At 49.3% G+C, this 21,674-nt stretch carries 11 protein-coding genes; 2 read left to right on the top strand and 9 right to left on the bottom strand.

Features of this window, described 5'->3' with window-relative positions; genetic code table 11:
- Positions 1-136: 136 nt before the first annotated feature.
- Positions 137-4,657: a discoidin domain-containing protein gene (locus E6W40_RS10610; RefSeq protein ID WP_136605440.1), complete on the bottom strand. Its 4,521-nt coding sequence runs from the start codon at positions 4,655-4,657 to the stop codon at positions 137-139.
- A 450-nt stretch (positions 4,658-5,107) separates the two neighbouring features.
- Between E6W40_RS10610 and E6W40_RS10605 the strand changes: the two genes are divergently transcribed.
- Positions 5,108-7,729: a family 16 glycosylhydrolase gene (locus E6W40_RS10605; protein ID WP_136605439.1), complete on the top strand. Its 2,622-nt coding sequence runs from the start codon at positions 5,108-5,110 to the stop codon at positions 7,727-7,729.
- A 172-nt stretch (positions 7,730-7,901) separates the two neighbouring features.
- Here E6W40_RS10605 and E6W40_RS10600 read toward each other — a convergent pair whose 3' ends face one another.
- The 7 genes from E6W40_RS10600 to E6W40_RS10570 all read right to left on the bottom strand — a co-directional run bounded on the left by E6W40_RS10600 (position 7,902) and on the right by E6W40_RS10570 (position 19,840).
- Positions 7,902-10,130, bottom strand: coding sequence for a chondroitinase-B domain-containing protein (locus E6W40_RS10600; protein WP_168928880.1), 2,229 nt, complete (start codon positions 10,128-10,130; stop codon positions 7,902-7,904).
- 182 nt (positions 10,131-10,312) lie between these two features.
- A complete protein-coding gene (locus E6W40_RS10595; RefSeq protein ID WP_136605437.1) occupies positions 10,313-11,437 on the bottom strand; it encodes a glycoside hydrolase family 88 protein in 1,125 nt (374 codons plus the stop codon).
- A gap of 29 nt (positions 11,438-11,466) precedes the next feature.
- Entirely contained in the window at positions 11,467-12,357 is an 891-nt protein-coding gene (locus E6W40_RS10590) for a carbohydrate ABC transporter permease (protein ID WP_425464919.1), read from the bottom strand.
- 13 nt (positions 12,358-12,370) lie between these two features.
- Positions 12,371-13,342 carry an ABC transporter permease gene (locus tag E6W40_RS10585; protein WP_136605436.1) on the bottom strand — a complete coding sequence of 324 codons (972 nt, stop codon included), beginning with the start codon at positions 13,340-13,342 and terminating at the stop codon, positions 12,371-12,373.
- Positions 13,343-13,414: 72 nt separating this feature from the next.
- The gene (locus E6W40_RS10580) at positions 13,415-15,070 is read right to left on the bottom strand and encodes an extracellular solute-binding protein (RefSeq protein WP_246072956.1); all 1,656 of its coding nucleotides are present in this window, start codon (positions 15,068-15,070) and stop codon (positions 13,415-13,417) included.
- A 156-nt stretch (positions 15,071-15,226) separates the two neighbouring features.
- Positions 15,227-17,560, bottom strand: a complete 2,334-nt coding sequence (locus tag E6W40_RS10575; protein ID WP_136605435.1) for a helix-turn-helix domain-containing protein — start codon at positions 17,558-17,560, stop codon at positions 15,227-15,229.
- Positions 17,561-17,581: 21 nt separating this feature from the next.
- Positions 17,582-19,840, bottom strand: a complete 2,259-nt coding sequence (locus E6W40_RS10570; protein ID WP_136605434.1) for a glycosyl hydrolase family 95 catalytic domain-containing protein — start codon at positions 19,838-19,840, stop codon at positions 17,582-17,584.
- A 265-nt stretch (positions 19,841-20,105) separates the two neighbouring features.
- Here E6W40_RS10570 and E6W40_RS10565 point away from each other — a divergent pair, with 265 nt between their 5' ends.
- A complete protein-coding gene (locus E6W40_RS10565) occupies positions 20,106-21,299 on the top strand; it encodes a transposase (protein ID WP_136606927.1) in 1,194 nt (397 codons plus the stop codon).
- Between the two features lie 106 nt (positions 21,300-21,405).
- Here the strand turns inward: E6W40_RS10565 and E6W40_RS10560 are convergent, their stop codons facing one another.
- Positions 21,406-21,576 (bottom strand): ATP-binding protein, encoded by a 171-nt coding sequence (locus tag E6W40_RS10560; RefSeq protein ID WP_246072955.1) that lies wholly within the window; start codon positions 21,574-21,576, stop codon positions 21,406-21,408.
- Between the last annotated feature and the right edge of the window lie 98 nt (positions 21,577-21,674).

The raw sequence follows: 21,674 nt of genomic DNA, 5'->3' as shown, positions 1-21,674 counted from the left end.
TTTTTACCGATATATGATCTTGTCTTTTTCGGCTAACAACCAAAACTTACAATTGAAAAATTCCAAGCATATCGAAGCTCTTCATTAAAACAAGGCTGCCGACACATCGGCAGCCTTGTCATTTTTATGACATTATTTAACGCGACTTATAGTCAGCGGCTTTTAGCATAATCGTCACCGCCTCCGCTCGGGTAGCCGTTTCGTCTGCGGTGAACAGGTTGCCGCTCCGGCCTTGGATCAATCCTTGCAAGGCTGCAGCCTGGATCGCGTTTTTTGCCCAAGCGGGAATGGATGCGTCATCGGCAAATGCCGTTTTGGCATTGCCTCCCTCGCTCGATTCCAGCTTCAATGCGCGCGCAATCATCGTAACCATCTCATCACGCTGAATGAAGGCATTTGATCTGAACGTCCCGTCTTCGTAGCCGTTAACGATACCGGCCTCTACCGCTTGCGCGATGGGCACACGTGCCCAATCCCCGATTGCAACCGCATCCTTAAAGGTAACGGTGCTGCCGCTTCCTTGCAGCTTTAGTGCTCTGGCCAACATGACTGCAAATTCCGCCCGCGTCACTTTCCCGTCAGGCCGGAACATGCCGTCCGGATAACCGGTAACGATCCCAAGCTGAACGGCTTTCACGATATCGACCGAAGCCCAGTGGTGAGCCGTGTCGGTGAACATTACTGAATCCGGCTGGGCAGCCTTAGTTACCGCAAAAACCGCATAGATGCCGGTCTTCATAATGTCCGCTTGGATTCGGCTTTCGGCTGCCGTCCCCCCGACTTCGACCCATTTTTTAGATGAAAGGTCATAAAAGAAGATGGATGCCTTCTGATTCGCACTAAGGTTACGGCCGTCGAAGGATATCGACATGCGGACTGCTTTTTCAAAGCTGCCGCCTGGAGTTAAGGTTAGTTCGTATGCCGGACTAATGGCTCCGGCTTTGTCATGCACAATGGCGCTGTTATCCTCCAGCTTTCGAATACGTAAGCGAGCCGGTGTCTTCAGTGCATCCGCCGGAATCTGGATGGTGACCCGGTCGCCTAACGTTAATGTGCCGGCCTTACCGGGGTTCAGTGAAATTTCCGCTTCGTCTACGTTTGCGGAAGTTCCTCCTCCGCCAGCGTTTCCACCCCCGCCGCTGCCGTTCGTGCCTCCGCTCGATGCTCCAGGATCGGTCGGTTTTTCCTCGATTGAAGCTTTTAAGCGGGATACCAGGTCTTTCAGCGTTTCGGAGACAGCCTCGAATTGATAAGGATAGCGGTCCAGCATGGCAAGCAGCTGACTGCGGAGAGCAGGATCGCCCTTCCCCGAAGCGAGCAACTGTTCCGCGAGACGCATCGTTTCATTATACGATACCATTAAATCATCGCCGTACACTTCCAGCTCATAAATCGAGTAGCCATACTTGGTATCACCTACGGGACGCCGCTCCACGCCTTGAAATTTCACATATCTGGCTTCGGTTGGATCGAAATCGATCGTGTCCAGTTTCCCATTGGAACGGAGAATCTCGTCGTTTGGCTTCACGTTGGTCCAGGTTTGCTTATCCTGGGAAACAAGGAGCTTGAACTTCTCCGCCTGCGTCTCCCAGGCAATATTGATCTTATTGATTTTCCGGGACTGACCGAGATCGATGATCATCCATGAAGCGTCATCGTACGCGCTGGACCAGCGGGTCGATAGATTACCGTCGATCGCTTTATCCGGCGTCAATACGTCCGCTTCCAGAGGGGATGATTCCGCTTTAGCTTGAAGCGCGAAATTATTGACATCCAGTAGCGGCGTGTAACGGTTATAAATCTGGAAATTGTCGATCACGCCCTTGAATGCATTCGTGTCGCTTCCGATTTTTCCGGCGGGCAGCACCAGCGTTTGGATCAGCGGTACCGGCTGTCCAAGCTTTTCCACGTACTCGTTTCCGTTCACGTAAAGCGACACGCCGATTTGATTGCCGGTCAACAGAATATGCGTCCAGCGGTTAGCAGGGACCTCATATTGAAACACGCTGTCATATCCTTCTTTCGAGAAACCCAACTTTCCGGTCTTCCCCTGTTTTAGCTTCACCGTGCCGTTAGGAGATTCCATCAACACGGCATCATCCGGGTTATCCGCATCCGGCTTGATCCACATCGATGCCGTCCAGCCGAACCACAGCGGATTCAGCGGCGTTTGAACATAGCTTTGGCCACCGTGAAACGCGGCGCCTTTTCCATATTTACCTTCTTCAAGCGTTACATTCGTCGCTGCTCCATCCATGTGATTACCCGAAACATCTTGAAACCCGTCCTCGAAAGTGTAGTTGATGACGTTTCCATCCGGATTATCAACGTTGATGCGGTGCGACAGATCGGTATTGGGCGCATCCCCGATGGTCGAGGCCGCTTTCATGAATGCGTCATAATCAGCTCCGTCCCGAACCCCCTGCCACATTTTTTCGGAGAGCACTTGCATGGCCGGGAGCATCCTCGCATGGGAATCGTCCATCGATATGCCGGAGGCATAAGAAATATCGTTCCATAAGGCGAACATGCCGCCTTTCAGCTGCGGAAGACCATACGGCAAGGTGACGCCGAGCCATTTTACGGGCTCCCATTCCCGATACAGCAGCGGCGTATCCAGGTAATCCCGATAAAGCCTCGGTACAAGATACATATAGTTGGTATCCGTGTTGATGATATCGTATCCTTCGTCCATCGCCTGCTGTGGGCCTTCATAGGGTTCATACCAAACCGACATGGTCGCTTGGTTGCTTACCGGCGTCGTGCCTGCAAATTGCTTGAGCCCGCCCCAAACGTAGGGATGTTTTCCTTTGTCGTTGATATGCCGAATCAGCGTATCCATGTACTTACGGAAATCCTCGTTTGATCCGCCTGCATATTCATCCGTTCCGATATGCACATCCGGTCCCAAGAACGTAGGCTCATTGTCGCTGCCGTATTCGTCGAACAGATTCGTGATGAATTCGGTGGCGGCCGGCTTCGTAATGTCCAGGAAGCTGTCCTTGCCAAGCGATGGGTCATAGGTGGTAAAAGCACGAGAATGGCCCGGTGTATCAATCTCGGGAATAATGTTGATGCCGTATTGTCGGCCCAGCCGCTGCAAATCCCGGAACTCCTCCTTCGTATAATAACCATCCTGGCTCGCAAGGCCCGGGTACCGGTCGCTCTCCAAACGGAAGGCGGAACGTTTGCCGTCCGCAAAAGGAGCTCCCACATCGTCATTCAAATGAATTTGCAGGTCCGTCATTTTGTACCAGGACAGCATTTTGACGTATTCGCGTAAAAAATCAATTGTGTAGAACTTTCGTGCCACGTCGATCATGAGCCCCCGGGTCTCGTATTTGGGATAATCATGCGATAACCCTTCCGGCAGCTGATCATGCCCGGCGTCCTGCTTCAGAATTTGAAGAACGGAGCGCGTTCCCCACAGGACTCCCTTTTCGGTCGGCGCTGCAATGGAAGCGTAGTCATGTATTTCCAGGGCGTATCCTTCGGTTCCCAAGTAGTTAAAGGAAGAATCAAGGGTCAGATAGATATCTCCGTTCGACGGCGTGCCTTGAAGGGTCTCCAAATCCAACCCGCTGACATCCTTCAAATCCTCCTTAAGTATGTCCGCGGTCGTTTGCAGGGCCGCATCCCGGAATACGATGTTTGATGCTGGCGTTAGCTTGAGCTCCCCGGTATTCCCTACCCATTCCCTGAGTGATGGTATGACCTTTGGCTCCGGATTGCGACCTGCCGCAGGCGAATAGATTCCGGGTACCTTCACTTCGAAAGAAGCCGTTATGCCTTTCTCTTCCGGTTTCTCTTCATTCTGCACCTGCAGTATGACATGGACCTTGCGATCCACTAACGGCGGATGTACGATGGCATCTTTATCGATCACAGGCAGCGCATCGCTGCCATAGACGGATACGCGGTACCCGGCGGGAATCTCGGGCAGCGTAAGCTTGGTTTGTCCTTCGGCAATCGGCTCAAGGCCGGTGATGCCCTGAATGATTTTCGCGATATGATCCTCCTCAAACACTTGAAACTCATAAAAAGAATAACCATAATAGATGCCTTCGACCGGAGCTCGTTCCAGCCCCTGGAATTTTACGAATCTCGCTGGTCTGCCAGGAAAATCAAGAACGTCCTTTCCCCCGCTGCAATCGATCAAACCATCATCGTCCTTGATATTATTCCATTGTTCGCCGTCGACAGAGGTGTAGATTTTATACGTTTTGGCTGGTGTTTGCCAATGAATGACCACTTGGCCGATATTCTTCGCTTCGCCTAAATCCACGACGAACCACTGGTCGTCCATCTTTGCCGATGACCAGCGCGTACCCATGTTCCCGTCTACGGCAAATTCGGGGAACAATCCGTAGTCTACTTCGTTGCCGGAGACCTTGACCGGCTTTTTTAAAGCATAGTTCTCTTTTCCCGCTTCGGATAAAGCGGTTTCAGAAGGTTCAGAATGCACAGCGTCAACCTCTGTTTGCTGCATTTCCAGTTGTTCATCGGCTGTCGGTTCCTCTATAGCCAACGGAGAGGGTTCATTGACGCTTTCTTCGGCGATAGCTGCTGATGGATACGACGAAAAGACAATCGTGAATAACAGTACAAGTGCTGAAAAAATAGAGATTCCCGGTTTCAAGCGTTGTCCAGAGTTCATGTTCTATCCTCATTTCGTTAAGTGAAATGGCAATAAACGATCCCTTTGCAAAATTCATGATTGCGGTACATCCAGTCCAAAGCGGCCGTACATTCCTTGTTTCGCAGCCTTCAATCTCCATAATCAATAGACATTATAGCTCCCCCCTTTTGTTTGGATTACTGTTAATCATATAGGCCATTTTCATAGATTCAGAAGAGACTTTTCATGACATCGATATACCTTTGTTGATATTTCCCTAAATTAGATACCTGCCTATTCCTTATATACATGTATCTGCATATTTAATCCTTCAAAATCCAAACCCGAAAAAATGAGACAAAACCCAAAAAATAGCGCCTATTCATCCGAATAAGGTATTGGATAGAATGAAGGTACTTCCTTTCGTAAGCGCTTTCTTGTTGAGGTGCTAAAGCTGGGGAGAACCACTATTTTTCAGGGAGGGAAAAAATGAAGCGATCTTTTACGACGAAAAGATTGGTTAGGAAAAAGACATGGAGCTTGTTTCTGGTGCTTTTGATGCTGACCGGCTCCAGCCTATGGCCAACTGTGAAAGTACAGGCCGCAGCCGGAAACATCATCTCCTCGATGTCTTACTTTTCGGCTGCAGACGGACCTGTCATCACGAAATCAGGGGTTGGCCAGGCCAGTTACGGGTTTGTAATGCCTATTTTCAACGGGGGCTCGGCCACATGGAATGATGTTGCCCAAGACTTGGGCGTCAATGTGAAAGTAAACGGCAACTGGGTCGATATCGACAGCGTCAGCAGCTTCGTCTATAACCAGAACTGGGGTCACTGGAATGACGGCGGCTTCACGGGCTACTGGTTCACGCTCTCTGCAACTACCGATATTCAGCTGTACTCTAAGGCGAATGGGGTCAAACTGGAATACCAGCTTGTTTTTCAAAACATCAACAAAACAACCATCACGGCGATGACGCCGACGCAAGGTCCGCAAATTACAGCGAGTTTTACAGGCGGAGCCGGCTTCACCTACCCTACTTTCAACAATGACCCGGCATTATCTTACGCAGCTGTTGCGGATGATTTGAAAGTGTATGTGAAACCCATCAATACAAGCGATTGGATCGATATCGACAACAATGCGGCAAGCGGCTGGATCTATGATCAAAACTTCGGTCAATTCACCGATGGCGGCGGAGGTTACTGGTTCACCGTGACCGAGTCAATCAACGTCAAATTGCAATCGAAAACATCTTCGGCTAACATCGTGTACACCATCAGCTTTGATACGCCTGCAAGAAATTCATATATTTTGACGCCTTATGAAGGAACGACCTATACAGCCAATGAGAGTGGCGCCATCGGCATCCCGCTTCCGAAGATTGACGGCGGTGCGCCGATCAGTACGGAGCTTGGCAATTTCGTTTACCAAATTAAAATCAACGGAAACTGGGTGGATTTGGATAATTCCAGCCAAAGTGGATTTATGTATTCATCCAATGGTTACAATAATATGTCCGACTCCAATCAGTGGGGGTATTGGTCCGATTATATTTATGGCCTGTGGTTTCAGCCGATCCAAGAGGATATGCAGATCCGCATCGGATATCCTCTGAATGGGCAAGCAGGCGGTAATGTAGGCAGCAATTTCATCACCTATACTTTCATCGGCAATCCGGATGCTCCCCGTCCGGACGTCAGTGACCAGGAGGATATTCCTGTCGGAACGCCAAGCAACCCTGCCATTAACGGCATGAATCTTGTATGGCAGGATGAATTTAACGGAACGCAGCTTGATCAAAGCAAATGGGGCTATGAACAAGGATATTATCTCAATGACGATCCCAATACCTGGGGTTGGGGTAATGCGGAACTGGAGTATTATACCGATCATCCGCAAAACGTGTTTGTACAGGACGGCAAGTTGAATATCAAAGCCGTGAACGAACCGAAATCGTTCCCGCAAGACCCGAACCGGTATGCTCAATATTCCTCCGGCAAGATTAATACCAAAGATCATTTTTCGCTCAAATACGGCCGAGTGGATTTCCGTGCCAAGCTGCCTACAGGCAACGGGGTCTGGCCTGCACTTTGGATGCTCCCGAAAGATAATATATACGGCACATGGGCCTCATCCGGCGAAATCGACGTCATGGAAGCCAGAGGACGATTGCCTGGAGCTGCGAGCGGCACCGTGCATTTCGGCGGAACGTGGCCGGCAAACCAGTATCTTTCGGGCGAGTATCATTTCCCTCAAGGGCAAACGATCGCGAGCGACTATCATGTATATTCCGTCATCTGGGAAGAAGACAACATCAAATGGTATGTGGACGGCAAGTTCTTCTTTAAAGTGACAAGGGATCAATGGTATTCCGCAGCAGCACCGAACAATCCAAACGCGCCTTTCGATCAGTCGTTCTACCTTATTATGAATCTGGCGGTCGGCGGGAATTTTGACGGTGGCCGGACCCCGGATCCGTCCGATATTCCTGCAACGATGCAGGTGGATTATGTACGTGTGTATAAAGAAGGAACCGGCCAGAATCCTGGAAACATACCGGTTACCGGCGTCACGGTGAATCCGACAGCCGCACAGGTAGAAGTAGGGAAGACCAGGCAATTGAATGCCAGCGTCTCTCCATCCAATGCAACGAATACTCAGGTTACATGGTCCGTCTCCAATAGCGGCATCGCTTCCGTGAATCAGAGCGGCATCGTGACCGGACTCGCTCCAGGTACAACGACCGTTACAGCTTCATCCTCTGACGGCCATAAAACATCCAGCGCCGCGATTACCGTGGTACCTCCTCCTTCGACCGTGATCGTCATCGGCGATGAAGTAAAGGGCTTGAAGAAAACAGGTGATGATCTGCTGTTCTACGTCAATGGAGCAAGCTTTGCCGATTTGCACTATAAGGTCAATAACGGCGTGCAATTGAACGTAGCCATGACTACTGCGGGGAACGGCAATTACACCTATCCTGTCCATAACCTGAAGCAGGGGGATACCATCGAGTACTTCTTCACCTATAATCCTGGGCAAGGGGCACTGGATACCCCTTGGCAGACATACGTTCATGGGATAACTCAAGGGAGGCCGGAGTAAGACCGACAGGTCATGTAATACGCTCGTTCTGGAATAAAAAATAAAAAAGGGCTACTTCATACGTGAAGTAGCCCTTTTTCATCATCAATGCACTTATCCCACAATCAACTCTTCCAGAGTTCACCCTAACGTTATTTGGTCAGCGTGATGCAACATATTATCTTTTAAAACCTCATTTTAATAAGGCTCTTGGACCGACATCGGCCGGCAGTAGCGGACGGTTTGTCTTCGCACCGCCAGCATGGTATTCATCGGCGCCGACATCCGGCGCATAGCGCATTTGTCCATCCATATCATCAATTGTCAAAAACGGACTGACAGCTGCATCAATGGCAGGGCTGTAAACCGACAAGCGGATTAATCCGTCAATGCCGCGTACCAACCGCAGATCGTCTTTTTTGATCGCCCCGCCGACAGCTGGATTATTCGATGCCGAAGCGATTCCCTGAATCATATTGCCCTTATATTCTGGCCGTTCGGCTGCAGGGGATTTCATCATCGCACTGGTTTCATTAAAGATTGTGCCCGCATTGCTGAAGATCAGATTGTTGTATATTTTCGTTCCCACAGGCTGATAGGTTTTTCCACCAAGGGTGATTGCTGGCGTACTGTTGCCAACGTTGACAATCGTATTGTGGAAGATCTGGACGTTATACTGTCTCCAGTGTCCACGCAGGAGCTCTGTTCGTTCCTCTTCCGGAAGACTGTTCAGCACGGCGGATTGCTCTTCTTCTCCTCCCCAGCGTACGGTCGGGTTCGTACTACCTTCCGGCCCCCCGTCATGTGTCCCACCGTCCAGACGAATCACTTTGTCGGTAAGCCCTTCCATATAATTGTTGAAAATTTTATGATCATTTCCGTATATGCGGAAACCGCTGAGACCCGGCGTTTTACCGTCCCCGAGAATGAAATTGCCGTAGAAACTGTTGCGGTTTCCATGTCGGGATACAATGCCGCCGTAGGAGTTACGGATCGTGTTATAGCGGACGATATTGTCGCTGCTTTTCACAGAAATGACTTCATCTTCCCCATTCAAACCATCAAACAAATTATACTGAATCGTTACGTGGCCGGAATACAAGGAGAGACTGGACAATCCTAGACGAATCGCCTCCAGGCCGTTGCTGACCCGAGGACCTATGTCATGAAAATGGTTGTATTCGATCACATCGTATTGCGAAATGCTTTGTCCGCTGTGGCCTTCACCATCATAAATCACCACCGCCCCAAAACCTTTTTTCGGACCGATGTCATTATACGCGATACGGTTGTGGCTGCTTTTCCCTTCCACCCGGATGTAATGCCGGTTGGTCCCATTGTCGGTCAGCAGCTTGTTATCTTCATACGGCGTGGATCCGTTGTACACTTCCCCGTTCGGGTCATAACTGCTTTCATTATATCTGCAGCTCCCATTGACGTTAACGAGGCACCATACGGAGCGATTACCCACCTTGAACCTATATGGCTGGCTGGTCTCATCGAGCGCGAACGTATTTCCCAGAATTGAGATATGGCTAGAACTTTGCAGCTGCACACCAGGATGAACGCCTGTCAGCGTTCGGCTGGCCAGACCCCGATCCATCAAGGTCTGATTCCCGTTTTCATCCCCGATTCCGTTCACGAACTTCAGTCCGCTAACCTCAACGTAGCTCGAATCCTCAATATGGATGTAGCTGTTTCCTGCAATCAACGCTTTTCCGGGATGAATGGCCATTATCCGGATCGGATAAGCTGCTGAACCATGTTTTTCTTTAATCACGAATGGCCCATTTTGTTCATACAATCCATCCTTCAGCTCAATCGATGTTCCGCTGGCCGCATGGTCGAGAGCCTGCTGCAGCTCGCTGCCTGTGCTGACTTGAACATGCTTGAATATCGGAGGTTCTACATCACCTTCATTGACAATTCCCCCTTCGGCAGGAGGCGTAGTCGGTTCTCCCGTCTCCGGCGGAGTCCCCGTATACCATTCCACCTCCATGATGCTGTTCCAATTTCCCGAGCTTCCGCTGGCGTTGTTTCCGTATCCCGTAAGACGCAAATATCTGGCCTCTGTCGGTTGATCCAGCGTATAGGTTTGCAGGATGCTATCCTCCGGCTGGAGCTGGCGGCTCGGCTGTTTTTGGAGTACGGTCTTTCCGGAATTGAATTCGGGCGTATCCGATGCCGTGATTTCAAAGCTGGAAAGGCGTTCGCGCGCGTTCAAAAAGGCAATTTTTACATAAGTGACCTTCTGCGGCTGATTCAGGTCGAATTGAAGCCATTCTCCTTGTCCTGATGCAGACCAGCGGCTTTGCTGGCTGTTCTCATCCTCGCCCCAAATCCCATCCACGACATTCGTCGGTACATAATTCGTATTCGGCTGGGATGAGCTGGCCGTTACAGATCCTACTGCTAATTTCATTTCCTCTCCTCCCTTCCCACTTCCGGCAGCCATAACTTGTGAAGGTTGAATTGTCACAGACCCCAGGATCAGCAGAAAAGCCAATCTTAAGCATATTTCTGTGAAATAACGCCGGTTCCGCATTTTTGTCCATACCGTATCCAAAGTGCACTCCACCTTTCCTTCATGAAGGGTATAGCTTGCTAGAATGTACGATGTGACCATCCCTTGAGTTTGGCCAGCGACTCCACGTAATAATAATCCCCGTAAATCAATGATACATTGACATTGACTCCTTCAGGCCTATGCCCTGTCGCGCCGCGCAAAATACCTTCATGTTCAGCGTCGCTAAATGCTGCATAAGCCTCGGATAAAGAAGCCAGAATGCGTTCAGCTGCCTGACGGTATATCGTACCGACTTCCGGTGCTGTTAATGCGGCAAGTTCGAGCAAACCGGAAGCGGCAATCGCCGCAGCGGAAGTATCACGCGGCTCCGCCCCCGGATTCGGTACACGGAAATCCCAAGGCGGAACCATATCTTCCGGTAATGAAGCAATAAAGTGATGGGCTACCCGCTGAGATGCATGCAGATATCTGATCTCCCCTGTAGATCGATACGTGTTCGCCATGCCGTACAATGCCCACGCGTTTCCCCTTGACCAACAGGAATCCGGTGCGTATCCCTGCCAGCCTTTATATTCAAGCAATTCTCCGTTTGCCGGATCAAACACCGCGACATGGCATGTAGATCCGTCCGGACGAATCATATGCTTCAATGCCATATTGGCATGCGCTTTGGCAATGTGGCTGAAGCGCGGATCACCACTTTCCTCTGCGGCCCAGAACAGAAGGGACAAATTCATGAGGCAGTCGATAATCGCCCAGCCCGGCATATCCCGGTTCCACGCCCGCAGATATTGTCCCGCGAGGTTGAAGCGTCCCGCCAAAAAGTTGGCTGCTGCCAGTCCTCTCCGTTTGCCATCTATATCATTGGTAAGCTTATACTTCAGGATGGAGGTCGGCAGGAATTGAAACCCGACGTCATGATGAAAACGGTTCTCCTCCAGCATCAGCAGCTCCATGCGAATATCAAAGTCCCACGCAGCGTCCCGGTATTTCTCGTCCCCAGTCATATCATAGTAGATCCAGAGCATTCCCGGCCAAAAGCCGGAAATCCAATTATCCAAGGTCAATCCGTCATATTCCCCGTTTTTCGCCGCATGAGGTGCCAACTCCGGCCCCCGGGCCATTAACCAATCTACCTTTTGCTGCGCCTGTCTCCACCATAATTCCAGATTCTGATCCTTCTCAGCCGCAAGCTTACTCATAGCTGACCTCCTTGATTGATTTGTAAGGTTCACCCTTTTATGGCACCGATCATCGCGCCTTTAACGAAATATTTTTGCAAAAACGGATATACGAACAAAATCGGAACGGTAGCCACGATGATAGTGGCGTGTTTGAGCGTTTCGCCGATAACCGCGACTTCTCCGCCGCTGGCGCCGGTTGCCATCGAACTGGCATCATTAAGCAGCAGCAGCTCCCGCAGTACCAGCTGAAGCGGATACAAGTTACGATCCTGCACATAAATCATCGCATTAAACCAGGAATTCCAGTGGCTGACCCCGTAATACAGCAGCATGACGGCCATGACCGGCATGCATAGCGGGATCATAATGCGGAACAGGATGACGAATTCATTGGCTCCGTCGATCTTCGCTGATTCCTCCAAGCTGTCCGGCACGGCTTCGAAAGCTGTTCGCATAATAATCAGATTAAAGGCCGAAATCGCCTGCGGGATAATCAGGGACCATAACGTGTTGGTCAACCCGAGCCCTTTTACCGTGAAATATAATGGAATAAGCCCCCCGTTAAAAAACATCGTAAACACAATAAACAGCATGAGCTGCTTGCGGTAGCGAAGTCCTTTCCGTGATAACGCGTAAGCACCGAAAGCCGTCAGAATAATATTGAGCACAAGCCCGCCAATAAGCACAATAAATGTGTTTAAATACCCGCGGATGATCATCGGGTTCTCGAACACCAGACGGTAGGCGTTCAGGTTGAAGTGTAAAGGCTTCCACAAAATACCCGAATGCTGCATGTACAGTGTCGGATCACTTAAAGACGCGAATAAAACGTAAACCAAAGGATATAAGGTGCAAACCGTTAAAATGGTCAGCAAGGTGTAATTCAAGACATCAAAAGTCTTCTCACCGAATGACAAGTGTCCCATTCTGTGTTTCATATGTCCCTCCCTCCTACCATAAGCTCGTATTGTTCATCTTTCGGCTCAACCAGTTCGAGCAGATGACAAGCATGAAGTTAATTGCCGAATTGAATAGCCCCACGGCCGAGCTGAAGCTGTAATCGAACTCCTGAAGCCCTACACGGTACACATAGGAGCTGATCACATCCGCTGTTTCGTAGGTGGACGGATTATAAAGCAGAATGATTTTCTCGCCGCCGACATACATGATTCTGCCCATTTCAAGGATGAACAGGATGATAATGGTGGGCATAATCCCCGGCAAGGTCACATGAAGCATCTGCTTCCAGCGGCTTGCCCCGTCCATTCTGGCAGCTTCATACTGTTCCTGGTCGATTCCGGCCAACGCAGCCAAATAGATAATCGTGCCCCAGCCGATATTTTGCCAAATCCCTGACGAGATGAAGATGGTCCGGAAATATTCCGGTCCGAGCAGCAGCGATACCCGTTCCCGGCCGAAGAACGAAAGCAGATCATTAACGATCCCGTCGCTCATCGTAAACTCTTTGATAATACCGCACACGACAACCAGCGAGATAAAATGGGGCATATACGTCAATGTCTGTACGGTTCGTTTAAACACCGTTTTTCTCACTTCGTTTAACAGTAGGGCCAATATCAACGGAGCCGGAAAACCGAAAACAAGCTCATAGAAGCTAATGATTAACGTATTTTTAATGACGCGCCAAAAGTAAATCCCCTGAAAAAACGACTCAAAATGCTCCCAGCCTACCCATGGACTGCCCGTGATGCCGAGCCGCGGCGAAAAGTCCTTAAAAGCAATCATAGCTCCATACATCGGATAGTAATGAAAGACGGTGAAGTACAGCAGTACAGGTGTAAGCATGATATACAGCCAGGGATTTTTCCGAATATCTTTCAGCAGTCCCCACCGGCTCGTTGTATTCGAGCGGGCAGCAGGCAGCAAGGTCGCATGCTGCACTCGAGATGGATGTTTCGCCATGCCGTTGTCACTCCTCATGATCAATCTGCCGTCCAGAGGAAGTCAGGCAGCCTTCCCCCGGACTTACAGGCATTATCTCTTGTTATAACGATCCATAGCGCTTTGGTAGATTTCGACGGCCCGGTTGATGCCCAGCTTCTTGATCTGCGACACGTACTGATCAAAATTCTCCATCGGTTCTTTACCGACGATGAATTTTACGAACATTTCTTCCTTATAGTTGGTCACATCCGTCAGGATTTTGCCGAGCTCCTTGCTTTCTGCATCCGTCGGTGTTAGAAAAGCCGGAAGCGTATGCTTCTCCGCCTCAGTGTTGGACCAAATCTTAACTGCTTCGTCCTGCTGCGGGAAAGTGTTCCAGTTGCGGCGTTCATCCGCTTCATATGGACCATTCGGCTTGGAATAGATCGATACCATCTGCTGTAGGCTGTATTTCTCATTATTTTTAATCAAATCGGTGTATTCCGGGGTCCCATTCTCCATGGTGTAGCTCTCCCCTTCGATCCCGAAGTTGAACAACATGGCGCCTTCGTCGCTGTAAGCATAGTCCAGCCATTTTGCGACCAGTTCAGGATTTTTGGCGGCTGTCGTAATCGCCTTGCTTGGACCTGGATTGTATTTAAAATCACGTTGTCCGGTAAACGGAACTTCGCCTTTATTGAGTGTTGGATAAGGAGCGCCCACAAGCTCAAACTTCGGATCCTGCTTCTTCATCGCGTCCATCCATTTGCCCATGCCGCCGCTGAGAAGGTTTACTGTTGCGCCAGTCTGACCCGTCAGAATCTTGTTGTCCAATGCTTTGCTATCGGTAAGCGCAAAATCCTTGTCAAACAGTCCTTCCGCAAACCAATTACGGAAGAGCGTCAGGAAATCCTTATACTGCGGATCCACTGGACCGTATTTTACTTTTCCTTCATCATCGATATAAAAATTGTTGGACGTGTGAAATGCTCCGATAAAGGCATCGCGGATTTCAAAATTGCCTCCCGTGTACGTTACGCTTAGCGGGGCTGTCGCGCCTTTTTTCTCCTTAAACGCTTTCAAAGTAGTTGCCCATTCGTCAATCGTTGTCGGCACAGGGAGATTCAGTTCGTCCAGCCAGTCCTTGCGGATCATCGGACCGCGGAATACAAGCCCGGACGGATTGCGGATCATCGGAAATACATAATATTTTCCGCTGTCCGTCTTCACCATTTTGTCGAGCTCCTTGTCCGCTTCCAGCTTTTTCTTGAGGTTCGGCGCATATTGGTCGATGATGTCATTCAGCTCCAGAATAACTCCGTCTTTGATCGCTTTTTGCGGTCCTCCCGGATAGGAACCCGCACTCCGTCCTGTCCAGTCATACTCAATCGTATCCGGCAGCTCATCCGAGGCGATCATCAGATTAAATTGTTCTTTCGTCTGCTGGTCATTCGGGTGGATATACTTCACGTTTACACCGGTTTTCTCGGCAAGCGTTTTGCCGAATGGAGTGTCAGCCAGATTGGGGAAGAACGTAACCGCGTTGTTATTCAAGCTTTCCCACGATGTAATTCCCTTGTTCGCCTTCAGCGGATACGTCGTGCCGAGATCTGAAGCAGCACTTTTGTCTTCCTGCGGTTTCGCTTCCGTTTTCTTGCCATCGCCCTGGGAGCATCCCGCCAGCACCAAGCTCATGAGCAAGAAGGCGGAAACTCCCATTTTGAAGTGTTTTACCAAACTTTTACTGGAAAGCAAACGTTGGACCATTGCCATTCCCCCGATTCGGATTGTTTTATGAATACCCTTACAAATTGAAGTACTCGATGCTCATTGTTCAACAAATCCGTATATATGAACATAGACAAAACATAAAATCACAGGCAAAAACGTAAATTCGCCTGTGATTTTTTTTGATTTCGTCATTCAATTCGCCGTCTTTTGGTATGCTCCAGGAGTGATGCCTTCGAATTTCTTGAAGGTTCGCACAAAGGTGCTGACATCCGCATAGCCAACACGGCCAGCGACCTCATTGACCGTCAGCTTCTGCTGCTGGAGGAGATCCTTGGCCTCGGCGAGTCGTAAACGGTTAATCGTATCGAGCAGCGCTTCACCCTCGTGATCTTTATACAGACGCGATATATATGAGGGTGTCATTCGGAAGGCTTCCCCAATCATGGAGATATTCAGATTTGGATCATGCAATTGATTCTCTATGTAACACCTTACATCCTTAATCAAATAACGGTGATGATCCCTTTTTTCGGTTTGGATCCATTCACAAACTTGCTTCAGCTTATCCTTCATCTGTTCCTTCATCTGCAGGACATGTTCGCATGCAAGTAGCTGCTCTACATCGAGGAGCTGCGATTCCAGCGTTCGTTTGCTTGTTTCACTTACTTCATCGAGCGTATTCAGCATCGTGCTTGCCAGATTGTACATCAGGCATTTTGCGAGTGGCACCGATACCGGATGACCCGAGAAGTTTTCCCTGAAAATATCCTCAAGCAACATTTCCGCTTTCGGATAATTTCCGCTCTTCACCTCATAAATCAGCTGCTGTTCGACGCTCAGAGGATAATAATAATGATGATGTTGCGCTGCATGCTTCAGATGGGTATCCTCATACCGGATGAATTGCCCGCTTCCGAGTATAACCCGATATTCAAGCGCATCCAGCGCCTCTTGATAAGAATGGGCAATTTCATAAACGTGGGAATGGGCCTCACCGACCGCAATCGTCAGCTTCACCTGCATTTGCACATGCATGAATTCACGAATCTGTTCCGTAATGCGCTGTAGCGTCTGCTGCTCCTGTTCCTCAGAAATGCCGTTCTGAAAATTCACGATCGATGCAAGAACATCATTCATGTCTGTGGTGAATACGGCAGCCTCGCCCGCCGCCATATCCTCAAGCACGTTCGTCAGAATAAAATGCAGCATTTGCTGCTTTTTATCTGATAACTCCTCCGATCCGTACTGCTCAAATTTCCCGTATTCATCCACAGATACCAGCATGACGGCAAAACGATCAGATGAAAACTGAATATGATGGGCAGCAAGAGATTCATGCAGTGGCGTTTCTTGGTCTATCGCCCCTTTCAGCAGCCTCCGGAGCAAATGGGACCGGATCGTGTTGCGATGTTTATCAAAGCGGACGCGCATATCTTCCGTTTCCGTAAAATAGTCCTGGATCGCACCCTGCAGGAAGGAATATTCACTCAAGCCCCCGTCAAAGCGGAGTCCGAATTTATGGGAAAGACTCTGCAGCATGACCTGGATCGGCATGTAATTTTTGCGAAGAAACAGAACGCAAATGACGCCGCCGACCAAAAAACAGAGCCCGATGCTGATCCAGGTAAGCCTGCGCATATACTCCATTTTTTCATTGAACAAGGATGCCGGCAGCACGGATACATATTTCCAGCCCGTGACTTTGGAAGTAATGTAGGAGACCGCCGCCTGATGATTCTGAACCTCCTTGTATACCATGCCCTGCTGTCCCTGAAGCTCATCGTGTTTAAGCTGTAGTGGGAGCAGGCTTCCCGAATTCGCCGGAGCGGCAATGTAGCGGTTTTCCTCATTCAGAATGAACACGCTTGCATCCGGATTTCGGGGAGCACTCTCGATCAATTTGGCATCCTTCATCACGAACATGATGATGGCAGGCGGCTGGCCTGGCGTGTTGAATACAAGGGAGCGCGCGAACACTACGACCGGGGTCGCCGTGCCGTCACCCCAGTAATTCATCGGAATGTATCCGTTTACATATTTTTGTTCGAACAGGTTGTTCCATTGCTCGAAAGTCGTATTTTGTTGCGGGCGCAGCTTTTGAAATAAACCTTGGCGGTTCATATGATCGTACGTAGATAACACGGTATCGCTATTCATGTACCATACATAGATTTGATCGATGTAATCATTGGCGTTTTTATAAGTGCGCAAGCTCTCCGAAATCTGGAATAAATCATAATATTGGGAATCCCTTAGCGGAAGATCAACGCTGGAGAAGCTGGAAACATTGCGGTTTAAGGCAATCTCGAGGCTCAACTGCTCCAGCCCCTTCAGCTTGCTGTCAATTGACATTTCCATCTGCTCGAGCAATAGGTCATTCGCCCGGTTCGTTTCGGCCTTGACCTGATTGAACGAGACCGAATACAACACAAAGCTGATGAGAATAGGTACCGTAAGAACGGTTGTATAGGATACTAACCAGGTTACAATAACGCTTCGGTTGTACTTGCGCAGCTGCTTGAACATACTCCGCTTACCTCCCTGATGTTATTTGGGAATTCCGTATAATCGCCACGGTTTCTTTCCTCCAAAAAAATTGTACATGCCGGGTTCGCCCTGTATTGGTACGATTGCCCCATTCTGACTGCCGCCTGCCGCGTAGATCACCGCTTCCTCGCCTTGCCCAAGCGATATTTCAATGGATTGGCCCTCATGTATCTTATAATCTGGTGTCTTATTCTGCACTTCAATCACGAAGCCTTCTTCCGAATGAGCGAGATCAGTAACTAATCGACAGGGCTCTCCAGCAAGACTGCGGATACGGATCAGCTTGGTTCTTCCCGCTTTGAATACGGCGCTGACAAGAAAGCCGCCCTCTGTGCGCAGATTATGAAAGACGGCTTCCTTCCACTCTCCCGGAATGGCCGGAAATATCCGGATCAGGTTCCCCCAGCTCTGCAGCAGCATATCCTGTATCGCCTCCGCTCCGGCCAGCGGCGTCTCGATGACCGGTCCCGCTTCTTTATACATCGTATTCGGTTTAATAAAATGCATCAGGCTTCGCACATAGGCGAGTGCTTCATCGCCAAGACCCAGCGCTGACGCAATGGATGCCGCACCTGTGAAGCTGAAGCCGCGCAGATCGCCTTCCATGGCGATCCAATGTCTGAGAGTGCGGATGGCTAGAATCCGTTCTTCCTCCGATCGTCCGGCAATGTGCAGCGGGAAAACAGCGAGCAGATGACTGAAGTGCCTATGACCGAACTCCAGGCTGAGATCCTCACCGATCTTGTAGCCGAGTGCCGGGTCAACTGGTAGAGGTGTCAAGCGGGCGAGAATTTCATTCCATCTCTCCCGGAGCGGGTCTAGAATTTCGAGTCTCTCGGATGCATGCAGTAATGTCTCGCAGCCCCAACGTAATAGTGAAAGGTCATAGTGGGAATCGCGGGTCATGAGCTGTTTGAAGGAACCGTATTCAGGCGAAACCATGGGAGGAAGATGAAGCATACCGTCCTCCCCTTCCTCCAACAGATGCATATACAAGCAGATACTACGCCGCAAAAGCGGATATAGGAAGTCGCGCAGCAGCTCGCTGTCCATCGAATAGCGGTATTGCCGCCAGCAATTATGCATAAGCCATGTTAAATTCCCGACCTCATCGTCAACCGGACTGTTCAGGTCATAGCTGCTGCTCCGCCCGAGGCCGGCCGAATCGCTGCGAAAAGCTTCAGGCACATTATGGATTAATTGCTTCTCATGTTGCCGGAGCGAAGAAATGAGAGATTGTCCAAGTTCAAGCCGGTTCGCGGTATACACCGGTGAATAGCTCATCTGTACGTTCATATTAAACCAGAGACCCGGCCAAGGCGTTGAAGTCATCCATGGACCTTGGTTGTCCATAGGCAGCATATCTTTTCGGGTGGCACTAGCCAGCTTATACATCTGGATCCAATAAAAGCTCTCGAGCTGCATGTCAGGAATCGAGATAAAGCTTGCCGGATAGTAGTTATGCCACCACATGCGGTGGGCGGAAATCCATTGGTCTAAGCCTGTCTCCGTAACGTCTATCGTATCGAGTTCCCTGCGGGCGTTTTCTTTATCCTGTTCGGATACTCCGTTCATTACGGTCAGCAGACATACTCGGTGATTTTTACCTCGAGGCATATCTTCTTCCTTGCACGCTCCAGCTCTTTCATGAGTAAGCATCTTCCATGCCGTCGTGCAGCCTTCACCCTGACCGTAGGATTGAACCCCGAAAGACACATCCTTCTCCTCGAATTTTTCCACGGCAATCGGAGGAATATATTGATTCAGATTAATTCCATCGGCATTTTTGAGAATCGGGTTCACGTTCGGATAGGCATACCAGTTTATTTCCGCCCCCTGCTCACCTTCATCTGTATCTAGTTCAATACATGCAACTGGGGATGTGGCGTGAATTAAAGCCCGCAATCTTACCTCTCCCTTTGTTGTAGGGATAACCGCCCGCATTTCCGCGTTCCACAGATCTATCCGAATCTCGCAGGGCTGGTAGATCCACCCTACCATCTCAAGCGCAAGCTCCCCTATGGGCACACGTACAGGAAAGTTTTTGGGATTCCCAGAACGCGTTGCCGTCACATCAGTCCTACCGAGCACGAATCTGAGCACATGACGCTGATCACGATGTTCTTCACTGTATATCATGGCTCCCAGAAGTCCGTTTCCTATAAAAGCCCCCTCGTCCCAGCTTATGGGCTTGGTCTTCCACAACATATCATGCCGAGAGAGAAATGCGGGCCAGTCGATATCTGTCTGAATGTTCATCGTTTTTCCTCCTTTTGTATGGACGCGTTTATATAAATGAATCCCAACCGTTTCCTTTCTCTAATCAGTCCAGATGTATTCGCTTTCATAAATATCCAAAATCAAAATATTACGTTGTGGAATATGAGTTGCTATTATGAGTGTTTTGCATAAACTTGATCCCTTGATACACAAGGATTTCTAAGCATAAAAAAGGGACTTCACCCCAACTTGGAGAAGTTTTTCGGTGACCAAACCAAAAACCCCAAGAACGGAGGAAGTCACCTTGTATATTCTACAAGAAAGTCTATTTTCCTTTGAAGATATGCTAAAAATGAATTCAAAAGATCGATTGCCAATCTTCTTTGGCGTCTTGGATCTTCGTCCTTACGCCAAACAACTGAGAAGTTGTTCACCCCGAGGTGCTGATGGTCATTGTAGAGAAGGGATTTTACGTGCACTCTTAGCCGCACCACTTGAGCATATTCAAACTTTTACGGGCTTGCATCATCGTTTGGATACCGATCTTCGATTTCGCTATCAGTGTGGACTTCCGCTAGATCGCGAAGTCCCTTCCATCTCGACGTTAAGCCGAGTCTTCAGCGAGCTGACTAAGAAAAACCTGGCTAAGCAACTCTTCGAAGATCTGGTCAAACGCTGTCAGCAAGACGGCATTATTGATGGCAGCCACGTTGCAATCGATAGCGCCGCCATCCATGCTTTCGAAAAGAAGCAGCCCAAACGAAAAAGCGAGCAGACCGGCAATGCGAATTGGGGTGCGAAATTTGACTCCTTCGGAAACAAGGTGACTTGGTTCGGTTACAAGCTCCATTTGGCTGTGGATACAAAAAGCGAATTGCCGCTCGCACTGGAAGTCACGCCAGCGCATGTCAATGACGGGGAAATGGCACCGGGTTTGATTGAAAAGGCGGCTGTCAAAACAAAGGCGCGATTCTTTATGCTCGATGCGGGCTACGACCAAATGAAAGTTTACGAAGCCGCTCGAAACGTGAAGGCGCAAGCCATTATTCCCCTCAACCCCCGAGGAGAGAAAGAACCTCCTGCTGGGATGACATCAAACGGAACGCCTTGTTGCTCGATGGGATTCGCGATGACTTATTGGGGTGCTGACGGTGATTACTTGAAGTTCCGATGTCCTCACGCCACGGGTAAAGTTGATTGCCCGTTAGGAATGTCCGCCTGTTCGCCTTCCAACTATGGCATGGTCGTCAAAGTAGATGCAAAGGACGATCTTCGGCGATCTAGCAGCCCGCATCGGGATACCAAACGCTGGAAGGAGCTTTACAACGAACGTACCAGCGTGGAACGATGCAACTCCAGAATGAAAACCTATCTTACTGCAGATGACATGCATGTCTGGGGCATTCAGAAAGTAACGACTCACCAGTATCTGAATGCCATCGTCCTGCTTGTATCCGCTCTTTCTGCTACCACTAGAAAGAACCAAAACGCAGCTTAAAAATTTGCAAACGCTGAAATTCTGCAGGTCTGCCCATTTTTAGAATTGAGCCACTACAATTCCCCGGATGCAATTAGATTTTGCTGCCTTTCTAACAAAAACGGAATTATGCAAAATGCTCACGTACAAAACCTCTCTTCTCTAATCTTTGAGCAAATGTTGTTTTTCCGGATCCTGCTACTCCACACATCATTGCTACTAATGGAACGGAAACATCTGCTTGGTTAATATAATCATCTATTTCAAAATCGTCATGAAACTTATATTCTCCTTTCATCTTGTTTCTTCACTTCCTTTCTTCCGGTTCCATATTTGTTCAGAATACTTTTCGTTTTTCGATGATTTCACACAACTTGTCCCTCACTGATTGAATCA

The organism is Paenibacillus dokdonensis (assembly GCF_004916975.1).
Classification (GTDB): Bacteria; Bacillota; Bacilli; order Paenibacillales; family Paenibacillaceae; genus Paenibacillus_AQ; species Paenibacillus_AQ dokdonensis.
The sequence above is the reverse complement of the archived record's forward strand: the minus strand, read 5'-3'. Positions and strand labels throughout refer to the sequence as shown.